The sequence below is a fragment of the Ramlibacter sp. GCM10027632 genome (genome assembly GCF_042675325.1).
GTDB lineage: Bacteria > Pseudomonadota > Gammaproteobacteria > Burkholderiales > Burkholderiaceae_C > Ramlibacter.
The window spans coordinates 249,199-264,968 of sequence record NZ_JBHTGW010000001.1 but is presented as its reverse complement, the minus strand read 5'-3'; the positions used below and the strand labels follow the sequence as shown (position 1 = coordinate 264,968).

Genomic DNA, 15,770 nt, shown 5'->3' with positions numbered 1-15,770 from the left:
TCGAGATCGACATGAAAGCAACGGGCAAATCAATGGGCCTCTGGACTCGCGCCGGCATCGCGCTGGCGCTGGCTGCGGTGACGGGCGCCGCGTTCGCGGCCGCCCCCAGGCTCGGGCCGCAGGAGAAGGCCGAGCGTGAGCGCCAGGAGACCTTCTGGTACGGCCAGGCCCAGGTGGGCCAGGGCCGCAGCGGCAGCCAGGACGTGGACCTCGCCCTCGGCGCCGGCGTCAACCTGAGCGGCCAGGCCAGCCTCGGCGCCGGCACGGTGTACTCGCTGGCCGTGGGCCGCCAGTGGCTCGGCGGCGAGCGCGACGACGACGAGCGCACGCCCTGGCGCCTCGAGGGCGAATTCTGGTCGGGCTCGGCCAAGCGCGAGCAGGTCTCCCTGGGCGCGCTGACCGTGCGCCCCGGTGACACGGTGCGCGCCTCGGCCCTGTTCCTGAACGGCGCGGGCCGCGTCTGGGAATCCGAGGAGCGGGGCAAGCGCCGCTTCACGCCCCTGTGGCGCGCCTGGCTCGGGGCGGGCGTGGGCTTCGCCCGCGTCACCGTCCCCGACGCCAGCGCGCTCGCGCCCTGCAACTGCCTGGCCAGCGCCAGCGGCTCCGGCGTCGCCTTCCAGGTGAAGCTGCAGGCCGAGCGGCAGCTGTCGGAGAGCGCGCAGCTGGTGCTGCAGGCCGGCCGCGTCTGGCTGCCCGACGCCACCACCGGCGGCGGCCTGCCGAAGACGACCTGGGGCGCCCGCTCGGTCGATCAGCTCCTCGTCGGCGTGCGCTTCGCCTTCGACTGAGCCCGCGCCGGGGCGTCGATCCCCGGCATCTGCGCCTCCAGCCAGTCGCACAGCGCCGCCACCGGCGGCAGGCCGGCCTTGCGCCGCGGGATGAAGGCCTTGAACCAGGCCTCCTGCGGCGGGTAGGCCGGCAGCAGCGGCCGCAGCTCGCCGCGCGCCAGCGCCTCGCCGGCGATGTAGCGCGGGAGCATGGCGATGCCCAGGCCCAGCAGGGCCGCACTCAGCACCGCGCGGTTGTCGTCCACCAGCAGGCGGGCCGGCACGTCCACATGCAGCGCGCCCCGGGTGGACTGGAAGACCCAGTTGCGCCCCAGCGGCTCGAACACCAGGCACGCATGCCTTGCCAGGTCCGCCGGATGCTCCAGCGCCGGCGCCTCGCGCAGGTAGGCCGGGGCGGCGCACAGCGCGTAGTGGATCGGCGCCAGCGGGCGCTGCACCACGCCCTCGTAGCTGGCGAGCCGGCCGCTGACGATCAGGTCGAAGCCGTCCTCCAGCGGGTTGGTGGAGCGGTTGCCCAGCACCACCTCCATCGTGATCCCCGGGTGCTGCTGCAGGAAGCGCGCGAACAGCGGCCCCAGGTGCAGGGTGGTCAGGGTGGCCGGCGCCATCACCCGCAGGTGGCCGTGCGGCGCCTCCTGCCCGTCCCGGGCCGCGACCTCCAGCGCCAGTTCCTCCATGCCCGCGAGCAGGGCGGCGGCCCGCGCCCGCAGGCGCTCGCCGGCCGCCGTCACCTGCACCCTGCGCGTGGTGCGCTCGAACAGCCGCACCCCCAGCGCCGCCTCCAGCTGCGCGATGCGCTTGGCCACCACCGAGGGCACCACGTGCAGCTGCCGCGCCGCCTGCACGAAGCTGCCCGCCTGCAGCACGGCGAGGAAGGCGCGCAGCGGCTTGAGGTCGTCGATTGATTCCATGGCGCGATCAAATTAAACGAAATTGAGCGGCACTCATTCTCCTGCATTGACGTAAATTGCCTCGCACCCACCCTTGGAGACACGCCCGCGATGCAAGACACGCCCACCCGCCCGGCCGCCGCCGCGGCCCCCCGGCCCGGCCTGCAGATGGCCGACCACCTGACCCCCCTGGTCCGCAACTGCTGGTACGTGGCCGCCCGCTCCGACGAGGTGGGCCGCACGCTGCTGGAGCGCACCCTGCTCGGGACCACCGTGGTCCTCTATCGCCGCGAGGACGGCACGCCGGTGGTCCTGAACAACCGCTGCGCGCACCGCTCCTTCCCGCTGTCCCGGAGTCGCCTGGTGGGCGACAACATCGTCTGCGGCTACCACGGCATGTCGTATGCGCCCTCGGGCCAGTGCGAGGGCATGCCCTCGCTGCCCAATTGCCCCAGCCACGCGCGGGTGGCCAGCTACCCCGCGGTGGAGCGCTTCCCGCTGGTGTGGGTGTGGATGGGGGACCCGGCCCTGGCCGACCCCGCGAAGATCCCCGACACCTCCTGGCTGGCCGACCCGGCCTGGGCCACCGTGCAGGGGCAGTTCCGCATCCAGTCGAACTACGTGGCCATGCACGAGAACCTCCTTGACCAGACGCACTTCGGCATCCTCCACCCCGGCGCGGTGGGCACGCCGGAGTACGCGCGCTCCACGCTGGACTTCCGCGCCGAGGGCGACCGCGTCTTCATCCTGCGCACGCTGCACGACTCGCCCCCGCCCGGCATCTACGACACGCCGATGAAGCTCGGGGGCAAGCGGGTGGACCGCTACTCGGACAGCCGCTTCGAGTCGCCGGCCGGCCACATCGCCCATGCCCGCATCGTCGACCCGTCGCCCGCGCCGGGGCGGCCCGCCGAGTTCCGCGTGAACATCACGCACCTGTTCACGCCGGAGCGCCGGAACAGCATCCACTACTGGTGGTTCAACAGCCGCGACTTCGACCTCGACGACGCCCACGCCAGCGACTTCCTGCGCGAGCAGTCCCAGACCGCCTATGCGCAGGACGAGGAGGCCCTGAACTGGATCCAGCAGACCTACGACGACCTCGGCCACGCGCCGCCCGAGCTGAGTTTCGGCCCGGACCGCCCGGGCCTGGCGATGCGCAAGATCCTGCTGCGGCTGGCGCAGCTCGAGGCCTGAACACCCGGCACCGCCCGCGACCCCCACGACAACAACGACACGGAGACACCCATGACCCCTTCCCTCAGCAAGCGGCAACTGCTGCAATCCGCCCTGGCCGCCGGCCTGGGCGCTTCCCTGCCGGCCTGGGCCCAGGCCGACGACACGCTGCGCATCGGCATGCTCGCGCCCATGACCGGCCCCTTCGCCTCCACGGGCAAGCAGATGGAGGCGGCGGTCAGGCTGTACATGGCGCAGAACGGCAGCAAGGTCGGCAACAAGAAGATCGAGCTGATCCTGCGTGACGACGGCGGCACGCCGGACAACACCAAGCGCCTCGCGCAGGAGCTGCTGGTGAACCAGAAGGTGCATGTGCTCGCCGGCTTCGGCCTGACCCCGCTGGCCCTGGTGACCGCGCCCCTGGCCACGCAGGCCAAGGTGCCGATGGTGAACATGCTGGCCGCCACCTCCTCGGTGATCGACGCCTCGCCGTACATGGTGCGCACCTCGATGACCCTGCCCCAGATCACCCTGGGCATCGCCGACTGGGCGCCGAAGAACGGCATCCAGAAGGCCGTGACCCTGGTGGCCGACTACGGCCCCGGCCACGACGCCGAGCGCACCTTCCGCGACCGCTTCTCGTTCAACGGCGGGCGCGTGCTGGAGTCGATCCGCGTGCCCCTGCGCAACCCGGACTTCGCGCCCTTCCTGCAGCGGGTGCGCGACCTCTCGCCCGACGCCGTCTTCGTCTTCGTGCCCTCGGGCGTGGGCACCCAGGTGATGAAGCAGTTCGCCGACCGCGGCCTGTCCAAGGCGGGCATCCGCATCATCGGCACCGGCGAGGTGGTGGACGACGACCTGGTCAACGAGATGGGCGACGTCGCCCTGGGCGTGGTCACCTCCTACCCGTACTCCACGGCCCACCCCTCGGCGAAGAACAAGAAGTTCGTCGCTGACTTCCGCAAGCTCAATAACAACCTGCGTCCCAACGCGGTGGCCGTGTTCGCCTACGACGGCATGCACGTGATCTACGAGGCCCTGCGCAAGACCGGCGGCAAGACCGATGGCGACGCGCTGCTGGCCGCGATGAAGGGCCAGATCTTCGAGAGCCCGCGCGGCCAGATCTACATCGACGCCAATACGCGCGACATCGTCCAGAGCATCTACATCCGCAAGGTGGAGCGCCAGGACGGCGAGCTTTACAGCATCGAGTTCCAGGAGCAGAAGGACGTGCGCGACCCGCGCACGCGCTGAGGACCCGGCGCCGCAGGGGACTTCAGTCGACCTTGATCTGCGCCGCCTTCAGCAGCTTGCCCCATTCCTGCAGGTCCTCGCGGATCTGCGCGGCGAACTGCTCGGGGGTGTTGGCGATCGGCTCCATCGCGTCGGCCGCGATGCGGGCCTGGAAGTCGGGGCGGCGCACGATGGAAGCGACGTCGTCGCGGATCTTGCGCACCAGCTCCGGCGGCATGCCGGCCGGGCCCATGAGCCCGTACCAGGCCTCCACGCGGAACCCGGGCAGCGCCTCCGCGATCGCCGGCACCTCGGGCAGGGCGCGCGAGCGCTTCGCGCTGGTCACGCCCAGGGCCTTGAGCTTGCCGCCCTTGGTGATCTGGGCCGCCGCGCTGATACCGCCGAAGATCAGCGGCACATGGCCCGCCATCACGTCGTTCACGCCCTGGCCGAAGCCCTTGTAGGGCACGTGCGCGATGTCCACGCCGGCCTGGTGCTTGACCAGCTCCATCGACAGGTGCTGCTGCCCGCCCGCGCCGGAGGAGGCATAGCTGATCTTGCCGGGCTGCTGCCGGGCCAGTGCGATCAGGCCCTTCACGTCGTTCGCCGGGAAGGCCGGGTGCGCCATCAGCACGAAGGGGCCCGAGGCCACGTTGACGATGGGCGTGAGGTCCTTCTGCGAGTTGTAGGGGATGCCCGCCATCAGGTTCGGCACGATGGTGATCGGCGCGTCCGAGGCGAAGGTGAGGGTGTAGCCGTCCGGGGCGGCCTTGGCCACGAAGTCGGTGCCGATGGTGCCGCTGGCGCCGGTCTTGTTCTCCACCACCACCGACTGCTTCCACAGCGCGGTCAGCTCCTGGGCGATCAGGCGGCCGTAGATGTCGGGCGTGCCGCCGGGCGGGAAGGTGACGATCAGCTTGACCGGCTTGTTCGGGTAGCCGGCCACCTGCGCCGCGGCGGGAAGGGCGGCAAAGGCCAGGGCGAGCGGGAGGGCGAGGGCGAGCCGGCGCAGGCGGCGGGGCAGGGTGGGCGTCATGGTGGCGGGAGGGTCGTGAGGCGCGCGTGGCGCGGTTGCATGCACCCGCCAATCTAAACGCGGGGCCCGTGCCTGCGTACCCGGGCAAGCCCGCAGGCCCTAGGGCTCCAGCGCCTCGCCCGCCGGGCCTGCCAGCGGGATCCCGCAGTGCCGGCAGAACCGGTCGGTCGCCGCGAGGTCCCCGCCGCCGCAGTGGGTGCAGCGCAGCCCAACGCGCAGGCCGGCCGCGCCCGGCGTGCCCGGGCCGCCGGCGCGCTGCACCATCGCGGCGGTCACGATGCCGGTGGGCACCGCCAGCACGCCCCATCCCATGAGCATCATCACCGAGGCGATCGCGCGGCCCAGGTCGCTCTTGGGCGTGATGTCGCCGAAGCCGACGGTGGTCATCGTGGTGATGGCCCAATACACCCCGGTGGGGATGCTGGTGAAGCCGTTGCCCGGCCCCTCCACCACGTACATCACCGTGCCCATGACCAGCACCACCGCCGAGACCGTGGCCAGGAAGACCAGGATCTTGCGGCGGCTGGCGGCCAGCGCCACGCCCAGGTAGCGGAACTCCACCAGGTACGAGGTGAGCTTCAGCACCCGGAAGATCCGCAGCATGCGCAGGATGCGCACGTCCAGCAGCGCGTGCAGCTCGGGGAAGAACAGCGCCAGGTAGCTCGGGAGCACCGAGACCAGGTCCACCAGGCCGAAGAAGCTGGTGGCGTAGCGCAGGCGGGCCGGGGCGCAGTACAGGCGCGCCGCGTATTCCAGCGAGAACACCACGGTGAAGAACCACTCGGCGATGGAGAAGGCCTGCGCGTGCGGCGCGGAGATCGGCTCGATGCTGTCCAGGACGACCACCAATACCGACGCCACGATCATCGCCATCAGCACGAGGTCGAAGGCGCGGCCCGCGGGCGTGTCGGAGCCGAAGATCACCCGCTGCATCCGCAGGCGGGTGGAGGAGGAGATGGTCGGGGAGGAGGTCACACGGCCAGTGTGCCAGCTTGCGCTGCGGCCTGGCCAGCGCCGCGCGCGGTTGCCAGCGCGCTGACCCCGAACTGACGTGCGAGGAGTGCCTTCGTATTGCAGATGCCGCCCGCGCACAACTCTTGTGGGATTGTGCGTTGACATCATGGGAACGTACGATCGTCGTCAGAGGAAGAACCATCATGAGCCAACCGGGGATCCTGGTCGTCGACGACCATCCCGTGTACCGCGACGCGCTCAGCGAGAAGCTGCGTACCCAATTCGAACCGTCCGGCCTTCGCGTGGCCGCGGCTGCCAGCGCGGGCGAGGGCCTGGAGATCGTGGAGGCTTCGCCCGCGGGCGTGCGCTGGACGGTGATCCTGGACATCCTCATGCCCGGCCTGAGCGGGCTGGCGGGCATCCGGGCCTTCAAGGCGGCGCAGCGCGTGGAGCACGTGGTCGCGATCTCCGGGCTGGAGGAGAAGGTCTGGGAGGCGCGCACCCTGGCCGCGGGTGCCAGCCTGTTCATCTCCAAGAACAGCACCAGCGACGCCATCGGCCGCCGGCTCACCGAGCTGCTGCGCCTGCACGCCTTGCCGCAGGAAGCCGCACCCGCGCCCGAGCGGTTCCGCCTGACCAGCCGCCAGATGGAGGTGCTGGCCCTGATCGGCCGCGGCCACCCGAACAAGATCATCGCCGGCCAGCTCCAGATCAGCGAGCAGACGGTGAAGATCCACGTGAATCAGATCTTCAAGGAGCTTCGGGTCTTCAACCGCACGCAGGCCGTGCTCAAGGCCCAGGAACACCAGCTGATCTGAGCCCGCCACGGCGCCCGAGTCCCCGTCCCCCGCCTTGCCCATGCCCCCCCCGCCGCCGCCGGACACCGGCCACGAGGCGCAGTACATCGCGCGCGAGACCTCGTCGTACCTCGCCAGCGCGGTGCGTTCGACGACGGTGGCCAACTTCGTCGCACCGCTGCTCACCGTGCCCCTGTTCTGGGACGAGGCCGACCCGGTGCGCTTCGGCCTGTGGCTGGTGTACATGATCGCCGCCGGCATCGCCCGCTACGTGCTGGCGCGCCAGCTCGAGACCGACCCGGCGCGCATCGACGACCCGGTGGCCAGCATGCGCACCACCACCTGGTGCGTGGGCCTCATCGGCGTGGGCTGGGGCCTGGGCTGGATCATCCTGACCCCGGACCTGGGCATGGTGAACCGGCTGATGTACATGTACGTCACCACCGGCGCGATGTTCTCCAGCATGTTCGGCTACGGCGTGCACCGGCCGACCTTCCTGGCGATGTGCCTGCCGATCTTCCTGCCTGCCATCGCCGCCGCCTTCTGGCCGCATAACGGCTTCCCCTGGCCGTTCTCGGTGGGGGTGGCCACCCTGTTCATCTCGGTGCTGGGCATCTCGAAACGGTTCGCCCGTACCTACCAGGACTCGCTCAGGCAGCGCCTGCGCAACGAGTCCCTGTACCAGGAGCTGGTGGCCGAGCGCGATGCCTCGGTGTCGGCCAACGTGGCCAAGTCGCGCTTCATCGCCTCGGCCAGCCACGACCTGCGCCAGCCGATGCATGCGGTCAACTTCTACCTCGAGTCGCTGGACCTCGCCCGCTTGCCCGAGGCCGCCCGCGTCGTCCTCGGCAAGATCCGCAGCAGCGTCAGCAACCTGAACCAGATGTTCGAGTCGCTGCTGGACGTGAGCAAGCTCGACGCCTTCACCTTCACCGCGAAGGACGAGCCGTTCCGCCTGCGCGCCCTGGCTGGCGCGCTGGAGCAGGTGGGCGCCCCGCTCGCCGACGACCAGGGCATCCGGTTCCTGGTGGAATGCCCCGAGGCCTGGGCGGTGGGCGACGAGAAGCTGCTGCGCCAACTGCTCCTCAACTTGATCACCAACGGCATCTACTACACCGCGTTCGGCCGGGTCGAGGTGCGCTTCCTCTCCAAGGACGACCGCCTGGTGGTCGAGGTGCAAGACACCGGCTGCGGCATCAGCGCGGAGGACCAGGCGCATATCTTCACCGAGTTCTACCGCGTGAGCGGGACGCGCAGCCGTCACGACGGGCTGGGGCTGGGCCTGTCCATCGTCAAGCGCCTGTGCGATCTGCTGAACGCGCGCATCGAGCTCGAGTCGCGCGTGGGCGAGGGCTCGCTGTTCCGCGTGATCACGGCGATGCCGGTCTCGGTGCAGCGTCCCGAGCTGCCGCCCGCAGCCGGGGAGGCGGCCCCGGGCGCCCGCGTCACGCTCGAGGGCAAGACCATCGCCGTCATCGAGGACGACGCCAACATCGCCGAGGCCTACCGCCAGACCCTGTCGCAGCGCGGCGCCCGGGTGCTGCTGCTGCCCGAGGACCCGAAGCGCATGCAGGCGGCACTGGCCGAGGTCGACTCGATCGACTTCATCCTCAGCGACTTCCGCCTCACCGATGGCACGGGCGAAGCCGCGATCCAGATGCTGCGGGAGAACTTCAACCGAGACATCCCCGCCATCATCGTGACGGCCGACACCTCGCCCGCGCACATCGCCCACTTCCGTGAGCTGCACGTGCCGGTGCTGCACAAGCCGATCTCGTTCCAGCGCGTGATGGACGCCATCGAGCAGGTGCTCGGCGCGCCGCCGGCGCGCTGAGGTTCGCCGGCCTGCCGGATTCATTCACAGCTTCTCAGTCGTCCAGCGACGCGGACCAGCGATCGTCCCAGCCGCGTTGCGCCTCGTCGAGGTCGCGGCGCTCGCGTTTGGTGGGCCGGCCATGCTCGATCGCCAGGGCCGGCTCGCGCGCGAATCGGCGCTGCTCGGCGGCCTGCTCGCGCGCGGCGATGCTCTCGGCTGTCTCCTCGTACAGCTGCTGCGCCACCGGCGCCGGCCCGCGCACCGAGGAGATGCCGCGCACCACGACCACGCGGGTCACGGCCTCGCGCCGCACCGACACCGTGTCGCCGGGCTTGACCTCGCGCGCTGGCTTGGCCACCTGGCCGTTGACCTCGACCCGGCCGCGGCCGATCTCCTCCACGGCCAGGGCCCGGGTCTTGTAGAAGCGTGCGGCCCACAGCCACTTGTCGATGCGAAGGCGGTCCATGCGTGCAGGTTGGTCTCAGGCCCCATTGTCCGCTGCCTTGTCCGCGGCGGGCGCGAGCGGCAGGCGGGCCGAGGCGTCCAGCCCGTGGACCCGGCCGTGGGCTTCGCGGTTGTCCAGCGCGATGCTGCCGCCGAGCGCGCGCACGATCTCCTGGCAGATCGCCAGCCCCAGGCCCGAGCCGGAGCCGGCCTGGCCCGGGGAGAAAGGCTGGAACAGGCGCTCGCGCAGCTCGGGCGCGATGCCCGGGCCGTCGTCGGCGATGGCCAGGGCGCACCATCGCCCGTCGGCCACCACCCGCACCGCCAGCCGGCCGCCCGGGGGGCTGTGGCGGATCGCGTTGTGCAGGAGGTTGCGGGCCAGCTCGCGCAGCATCCACTCGTGGGCCAGGACCGGGGCGGGCCGGGTGGACAGCTCGAAGTCCAGGTCCTTCTCGGCCACCAGCGGCGACAGCTCCAGCGCCACGCTGCGCACCGCCTCGCCCAGGTCCACCGGCGCGGCCGGGGCCTGGTGCCGCAGCTGTTCGACCTTGGCCAGCGACAGCATCTGGTTGGCCAGGGCGGTGGCCCGGTCCACCGTCTGGTGGATCGCGGCCAGGGCCTGCAGTGGGGGCTCGTCGCCACGCAGGGCCGACTGGGCCTGGACCTTCAGCACCGCCAGGGGGGTGCGCAGCTGGTGCGCGGCGTCGCGCACGAAGCGCTTCTGGTGCTCCAGCAGGTGGGCCAGCCGGCGCATTACCGCGTTGGTGGCCTCCAGCAGCGGCCGCAGCTCGCGCGGCGCGCCTTCCACCTGCAGGGGCGTGAGGTCGTCCTCGGGCCGCTGCTGCAGCTGCGAGGACAGCAGCCGCACCGGGCGGGTGGCGCGCTGCACCGCCACCACCACCACCGCGGCGATCACCGCCAGCACCAGCGCCTGGCGCCACAGCGTGTCCACCAGGATCTGCCGGGCCAGCGCCTGGCGCAACTCCAGGGTTTCGGCCACCTGCACCACCGCCATGCCGCGCCCCTGCGGGCCGGCCACCGGCTGCAGCAGCACCGCCACGCGCACGGCGTCGCTGCGGAAGCGGTCGTCGTAGAAGTCGACGAGGGCGGCGTAGGGCGGGCGCACCGGCAGCTCGCCGCGCCAGAACGGCAGGTCGCCGTAGCCGGAGACCAGCTCGCCCTGCAGGTTGGAGACGCGGTAGAAGATCTGGCTCTGGTTGTCCGCCTCGAAGGCCTCGAGCGCGGAGTAGGGCACCCGCGCATGCAGCCGGGCGTCGCGGTCGTAGCCGGTCACGTCCAGCTGCTCGCCGATCACCTTGGCCGAGGCCAGCAGCGTGCGGTCGTAGGCGGTGTTGGCGGCGGCCAGGGCGCGCTGGTACAGCATCGCGCCGGAAACGGCCAGGAGGACCACCACCGGCACGAGGATGCCGACCAGCAGCTGGCGGCGCAGGGAGGCGGGGTGTCCGATCGCCACGGGTGACACGGGTGCCGCGGCCGCTCAGGCCGCCTTGAGCAGGTAGCCCAGCCCGCGCAGGGTCATGAGGTTCACGCCGGTGGGGGCGAGCTTCTTGCGCAGGCGGTAGACCACCACCTCCACCGCCTCGTACTGCACGTCGGTGGCGCCGGGGAACACCAGCTCGAACAGCCGCTCCTTCGCCACTGCGTGGCCGGGGCGCGCCACCAGGGCCTGCAGCAGGGCGGCCTCGCGCGGGGTCAGCTCGAGGACCTGGCCGGCGTGGTAGAAGGCGCCGCTGTCCTTGTCGAAGGCCAGCCCGCCGACCTCGATGCGCGAGGCCGGCGCCGCCGCGGCCGGCTCGGCGCGGCGGCGGGCGAGGGCGCGCAGGCGGGCCTCGAGCTCGTCGAGGTCGAAGGGCTTGGGCAGGTAGTCGTCGGCGCCGGCGTTCAGCCCCAGCACCCGGTCGCCCACCGTGCCTCGCGCAGTCAGGATCAACACCGGCGTGGCCAGGCCGGCGGCGCGGGCACGCTCCAGCACCTGCAGGCCGTCCAGCCCCGGCAGGCTCAGGTCCAGCACCACGACATCCGGCGGCGCGGCCTGCCAGCGCGCCAGCGCACCGGGGCCGTCGCCGCAGGTGGCGACCTGCAGGCCGCGCCGCGAGAGGGCGCGCTCCAGGGTGTCGCGCAGGGTGGGGTCGTCTTCGACGAGCAGGAGTTTCATGGGGCCGAGGGCCCGAGGTTAGCGCCCCGGGGCTGCGTAGTTTCCCTGATGCCCGCGACAGCCGATTGACAGCGGGGCCTTCCACGATCGCGGGGTAGTCAATCCACTGGAGACATCCATGCGTCGAGACACCTTCCTCAAGTCCCTGGCCGCCCTGGCCGCCACCGGCGCGCTGCCGCTGTCCGCCAGCGCCGCCCCCAGCGTCAAGATGATGATCCCCGCCAACCCCGGCGGCGGCTGGGACACCACCGGCCGCGCCCTGGGCAAGGCCCTGATCGAGGCCAAGGCCGCCGACAACGTGACCTTCGACAACAAGGGCGGCGCCGCCGGCGCGCTGGGCCTGGCCCAGTTCGTCAACGCCAGCAAGGGCGACCCGAACGCGCTGATGGTCATGGGCGCGGTGATGCTGGGCGGCATCATCACCGGCAAGCCGCCGGTGAACCTGTCGCAGGCCACCCCCATCGCCCGCCTGACCAGCGAATACAACGTGTTCGTGCTGCCCGCCAACTCGCCCTTCAAGTCCATGGCCGACGTGGTCGCCCAGCTGAAGAAGGATCCCGGCAGCGTGAAGTGGGGCGGCGGCTCGCGCGGCTCCACCGAGCACATCGCGGCGGCCATGATCGCCCGCGCCGTGGGCGTGGACCCGGCCAAGATCAACTACGTCGCCTTCCGCGGGGGCGGCGAGGCCACCGCCGCCATCCTGGGCGGCAACGTCACCGTCGGCGGCTCGGGCTACTCGGAGTTCGCCGAGTACATCACCGCCGGCAAGATGAAGACCATCGGCGTGACCTCGGCCGCCCGCCTCAAGGGCATCGACGTGCCCACGCTCAAGGAGCAGGGCATCGACGTCGTGATCGGCAACTGGCGCGGCGTCTACGGCGCCCCGGGCATCACCGACGCCCAGCGCAAGGCGCTGACCGACATGGTGCTGGCGGCCCTCAAGACCAAGTCCTGGCAGGAAGCCCTGGACAAGAACGGCTGGACCCCCGCGGTCCTGTCCGGCGCGGCCTTCGACAAGTTCGTCGACGACGAGTTCGCCAGCCTGCGCGCCACCATGGTCAAGTCCGGGATGATCTGACCCCATGGCGAGCGATTCGACCCGCCTGGCGCAGACCCTGGTCGGCGCCGGCGTCACGCTGCTCGGGCTGGCCCTGGCGGCCGGCGCCCTGCAGATCCCGGGCGAGGCCGGCTATGCCGGCGTCGGCCCCAACTTCCTGCCCTGGCTGGTGGCCGGCGTGCTCACCGCCTGCGGCCTGCTGATCGTGCGCGAGGCGCGCACCGGCGGCTTCCGCGAGATGGACGCGCCCTCGGGCGGTGACGCCGCCTGGTGGCCCGGCGGGGTGTGGGTGTCCGCCGGCCTGCTGGCCAATGCGGCCCTGATCACCACCATCGGCTTCATCCTTTCCTGCGCGCTGTGCTACCTGCTGGCGGTGCAGGGCCTGCGCCGCGCCAGCGGCCAGGCGGCCTCGGCGCCCGCGGTGCTGGCCATCGACCTGCTCTCGGGCCTGGCGATCTCCGCGCCGGTGTTCTGGGCCTTCACGCAATTCCTGGCGATCAACCTGCCGGGCCTCACGCAGACCGGGTGGCTGTGATGGACATCTTCAACGCACTGCTCTCGGGCTTCGCCACCGCGATCACCCCCGTCAACCTGCTGTGGGCCCTGGTGGGCTGCGCCCTGGGCACCGCCGTCGGCGTGCTGCCCGGCATCGGCCCCGCGGTGGCCGTGGCCATGCTGCTGCCGATCACGGCCAAGGTGGACATCACCGCCTCGATGATCTTCTTCTCGGGCATCTACTACGGCGCCATGTACGGCGGCTCGACCACCTCGATCCTGCTGAACTCGCCGGGCGAGACCGCCTCCATGGTCACCGCGATGGAGGGCAACCGGATGGCCCGCAGCGGCCGCGCCGGCGCGGCGCTGGCCACCGCCGCGATCGGCTCCTTCGTCGCCGGCACGGTGGCCACCGTGGTGGTCACGCTGTTCGCGCCCTTCGTCGCGGAGTTCGCGGTCAAGCTCGGCCCGCCGGAGTATTTCCTGCTGATGGCGCTGGCCTTCACCACGGTCAGCGCGGTGCTGGGCAAGAGCACGCTGCGCGGCATGACCGCGCTGTTCGCCGGCCTGGCCCTGGGCTGCGTCGGCCTGGACCAGATCTCCGGCCAGGCGCGCTACACGATGGGCGTGCCCGAGCTGCTCGATGGCGTGGAGATCGTGCTGGTGGCCGTGGGCCTGTTCGCGGTGGCCGAGGTGATCTACTTCGCCCTGTACGAGGGCCGCCAGGTCGAGACGCAGAACACCATGAGCCGCGTCTACATGTCGGCCCGCGACTGGCGCCGCTCCCTGCCCGCATGGATCCGCGGCACCGTCATCGGCACGCCCTTCGGCTGCATCCCGGCCGGCGGCACCGAGATCCCCACCTTCCTGTCGTACGCCGTGGAGAAGAAGCTGGCCAAGGGCGAGGACAAGGCGGAATTCGGCACCAAGGGCGCGATCGAGGGCGTGGCCGGCCCCGAGGCGGCGAACAATGCCACCGTGACCGCGGCCATGATCCCGCTGCTCACGCTGGGCATTCCCACCTCCAACACCACGGCCATCCTGCTGGGCGCCTTCCAGAACTACGGCATCCAGCCCGGCCCGCAGCTGTTCACCGCCTCGGCCGCCCTGGTCTGGGCGCTGATCGCCTCGCTGTACATCGGCAACGTGATGCTGCTGGTGCTGAACCTGCCGCTGGTGAAGGTGTGGGTGAAGCTGCTGAAGATCCCCAAGCCGCAGCTGTACGCCGGCATCCTGATCTTCGCCACGGTGGGCGCCTACGGCATGCGCCAGAGCGCGTTCGACCTGGTGCTGCTCTGGGGCGTGGGCCTGCTGGGGGTGGTGATGCGCCGCTTCGACTTCCCCACCGCGCCGGTGCTGGTGGGCATGATCCTGGGCCCGCTGGCCGAGGCCCAGCTTCGCAACGCGGTCTCGATCGGCGAGGGCAGCGCGATGGTGTTCCTGCAGCGGCCGATGTCGGTGTTCCTGGTCATCGTGATCGCCGCCGTGCTGCTGCTGCCGCGCCTGTTCCACTTCTACGCCTCGCGGCGGCAGCTGCGCGAGGGAATGACCGCGTGACCACGCAGGCGACTGACGCAGCGCAAACACAACGCAAGTTGTTGGCGCCGGCATGACAACTGTCATGCGGCGCACGTAGGATCGGGGCCTGAGGCCGGTTTCATCCGGCCCAGGCCCCTTCCACTAGGAGACCCTGCCATGCAACGTCGCCACTGGCTCGCGCTTGTCCCCTTCGCCGCCCTTGCCGCCGGCTCCCTCGCCGTGCCCGCCTTCGCCCAGGGCAAGGACATCCGGATCGCCCACATCTACAGCCGCACCGGCCCGCTGGAGGCCTACGGCAAGCAGACCCAGACCGGCTTCATGCTGGGCCTGGAGTACGCCACCGGCGGCAACATGGAAGTGGCGGGACGCAAGATCACCGTGATCGAGAAGGACGACCAGGGCAAGCCCGACCTGGGCAAGTCCCTGCTGGCCGCCGCCTACTCCGACGACAAGGCGGACCTCGCCGTCGGCCCCACCTCCTCCGGCGTGGCGCTGGCCATGCTGCCGGTGGCCGAGGAGTACAAGAAGGTCCTGCTGGTGGAGCCCGCCGTGGCCGACTCCATCACCGGCGACAAGTGGAACAAGTACATCTTCCGCACCGGCCGCAACAGCTCGCAGGACGCCATCTCCAACGCGGTGGCGCTCGACAAGCCGGGCGTGACCATCGCCACCCTGGCCCAGGACTACGCCTTCGGCCGTGACGGGGTGAAGGCCTTCAAGGAGTCGGTGAAGAAGGCGAAGATCGTCCACGAGGAGTACCTGCCCGCCACCACCACCGACTTCACCGCCGGCGCGCAGCGCCTGATCGACCGGCTGAAGGACCAGCCTGGCCGCAAGGTGATCTGGATCCTTTGGGCCGGCGCCGGCAACCCCTTCAAGATCGCCGACCTGGACCTCAAGCGCCACGGCATCGAGATCGCCACCGGCGGCAACATCCTGCCCGCCATGGCCGTCTACAACAGCTTCCCGGGCATGGAGGGCGCGAGCTATTACTACTACGGCTTCGCCAAGAACCCGGCCAACGTCTGGCTGGTGACCAACCACTACACCCGCTTCAAGAGCCCGCCCGACTTCTTCACCGCCGGCGGCTTCTCCGCGGCGATGGCGGTGGTCAGCGCGCTGAAGAAGACCGGCGGCGATACCACCACGAACAAGCTGATCGCCGCCATGGAGGGCATGAGCTTCGAGACGCCCAAGGGCATGATGACCTTCCGCAAGGAGGACCACCAGGCCATGCAGTCCATGTACCACTTCCGCGTCTCGCCCCAGGCCAAGCCGGGCGCGCAGCCGGACCTGCAGCTGGTCAAGGAGATCCTGCCGTCCGAGATGGACGTCCCGATCCGCAACAAGCGCTGAACGCCCGGGCTCG

General features: G+C 71.0%; 15 protein-coding genes. 9 read left to right on the top strand and 6 right to left on the bottom strand.

Features of this window, described 5'->3' with window-relative positions; all coding sequences use genetic code 11:
- The first annotated feature begins 11 nt into the window (after positions 1 to 11).
- Complete coding sequence (locus ACFQZY_RS01245) at positions 12 to 788, top strand: hypothetical protein (RefSeq protein ID WP_377411648.1); 777 nt, start codon at positions 12 to 14, stop codon at positions 786 to 788.
- On the opposite strand, the gene ACFQZY_RS01240 is transcribed toward ACFQZY_RS01245, so the two are convergent.
- Positions 752 to 1,699: a LysR family transcriptional regulator gene (locus tag ACFQZY_RS01240; RefSeq protein WP_377411646.1), complete on the bottom strand. Its 948-nt coding sequence runs from the start codon at positions 1,697 to 1,699 to the stop codon at positions 752 to 754. The genes ACFQZY_RS01245 and ACFQZY_RS01240 overlap by 37 nt on opposite strands.
- A gap of 90 nt (positions 1,700 to 1,789) precedes the next feature.
- Here ACFQZY_RS01240 and ACFQZY_RS01235 point away from each other — a divergent pair, with 90 nt between their 5' ends.
- Positions 1,790 to 2,875 (top strand): Rieske 2Fe-2S domain-containing protein, encoded by a 1,086-nt coding sequence (locus tag ACFQZY_RS01235; protein WP_377411644.1) that lies wholly within the window; start codon positions 1,790 to 1,792, stop codon positions 2,873 to 2,875.
- A gap of 51 nt (positions 2,876 to 2,926) precedes the next feature.
- The gene (locus tag ACFQZY_RS01230; protein ID WP_377411642.1) at positions 2,927 to 4,108 is read left to right on the top strand and encodes an ABC transporter substrate-binding protein; all 1,182 of its coding nucleotides are present in this window, start codon (positions 2,927 to 2,929) and stop codon (positions 4,106 to 4,108) included.
- A 22-nt stretch (positions 4,109 to 4,130) separates the two neighbouring features.
- On the opposite strand, the gene ACFQZY_RS01225 is transcribed toward ACFQZY_RS01230, so the two are convergent.
- Both ACFQZY_RS01225 and ACFQZY_RS01220 read right to left on the bottom strand, forming a co-directional pair.
- Positions 4,131 to 5,123: a tripartite tricarboxylate transporter substrate binding protein gene (locus tag ACFQZY_RS01225; protein ID WP_377411640.1), complete on the bottom strand. Its 993-nt coding sequence runs from the start codon at positions 5,121 to 5,123 to the stop codon at positions 4,131 to 4,133.
- Between the two features lie 99 nt (positions 5,124 to 5,222).
- Positions 5,223 to 6,098 (bottom strand): ion transporter, encoded by an 876-nt coding sequence (locus ACFQZY_RS01220; RefSeq protein WP_377411638.1) that lies wholly within the window; start codon positions 6,096 to 6,098, stop codon positions 5,223 to 5,225.
- A gap of 182 nt (positions 6,099 to 6,280) precedes the next feature.
- Between ACFQZY_RS01220 and ACFQZY_RS01215 the strand changes: the two genes are divergently transcribed.
- Both ACFQZY_RS01215 and ACFQZY_RS01210 read left to right on the top strand, forming a co-directional pair.
- Entirely contained in the window at positions 6,281 to 6,895 is a 615-nt protein-coding gene (locus tag ACFQZY_RS01215) for a LuxR C-terminal-related transcriptional regulator (protein WP_377411636.1), read from the top strand.
- Positions 6,896 to 6,935: 40 nt separating this feature from the next.
- Positions 6,936 to 8,708, top strand: coding sequence for a hybrid sensor histidine kinase/response regulator (locus tag ACFQZY_RS01210; RefSeq protein WP_377411634.1), 1,773 nt, complete (start codon positions 6,936 to 6,938; stop codon positions 8,706 to 8,708).
- A gap of 34 nt (positions 8,709 to 8,742) precedes the next feature.
- On the opposite strand, the gene ACFQZY_RS01205 is transcribed toward ACFQZY_RS01210, so the two are convergent.
- The 3 genes from ACFQZY_RS01205 to ACFQZY_RS01195 are packed head-to-tail and all read right to left on the bottom strand — an operon-like array spanning position 8,743 to position 11,310.
- Positions 8,743 to 9,156, bottom strand: a complete 414-nt coding sequence (locus ACFQZY_RS01205) for an RNA-binding S4 domain-containing protein (RefSeq protein WP_377411632.1) — start codon at positions 9,154 to 9,156, stop codon at positions 8,743 to 8,745.
- A gap of 15 nt (positions 9,157 to 9,171) precedes the next feature.
- Complete coding sequence (locus tag ACFQZY_RS01200; RefSeq protein WP_377412598.1) at positions 9,172 to 10,602, bottom strand: sensor histidine kinase; 1,431 nt, start codon at positions 10,600 to 10,602, stop codon at positions 9,172 to 9,174.
- A 30-nt stretch (positions 10,603 to 10,632) separates the two neighbouring features.
- Positions 10,633 to 11,310 (bottom strand): response regulator transcription factor, encoded by a 678-nt coding sequence (locus ACFQZY_RS01195; RefSeq protein ID WP_377411630.1) that lies wholly within the window; start codon positions 11,308 to 11,310, stop codon positions 10,633 to 10,635.
- A gap of 118 nt (positions 11,311 to 11,428) precedes the next feature.
- Here ACFQZY_RS01195 and ACFQZY_RS01190 point away from each other — a divergent pair, with 118 nt between their 5' ends.
- The 4 genes from ACFQZY_RS01190 (at position 11,429) to ACFQZY_RS01175 (ending at position 15,757) form a co-directional block, all read left to right on the top strand.
- Positions 11,429 to 12,388: a Bug family tripartite tricarboxylate transporter substrate binding protein gene (locus ACFQZY_RS01190; RefSeq protein ID WP_377411628.1), complete on the top strand. Its 960-nt coding sequence runs from the start codon at positions 11,429 to 11,431 to the stop codon at positions 12,386 to 12,388.
- Positions 12,389 to 12,392: 4 nt separating this feature from the next.
- Complete coding sequence (locus ACFQZY_RS01185; RefSeq protein ID WP_377411626.1) at positions 12,393 to 12,902, top strand: tripartite tricarboxylate transporter TctB family protein; 510 nt, start codon at positions 12,393 to 12,395, stop codon at positions 12,900 to 12,902.
- On the top strand, positions 12,902 to 14,419 hold the full coding sequence (locus ACFQZY_RS01180; RefSeq protein WP_377411624.1) for a tripartite tricarboxylate transporter permease: 1,518 nt from the start codon (positions 12,902 to 12,904) through the stop codon (positions 14,417 to 14,419). The genes ACFQZY_RS01185 and ACFQZY_RS01180 overlap by 1 nt, the downstream gene beginning before the upstream one ends.
- 138 nt (positions 14,420 to 14,557) lie before the next feature.
- The gene (locus ACFQZY_RS01175) at positions 14,558 to 15,757 is read left to right on the top strand and encodes a substrate-binding domain-containing protein (RefSeq protein ID WP_377411622.1); all 1,200 of its coding nucleotides are present in this window, start codon (positions 14,558 to 14,560) and stop codon (positions 15,755 to 15,757) included.
- Positions 15,758 to 15,770: the final 13 nt, after the last annotated feature.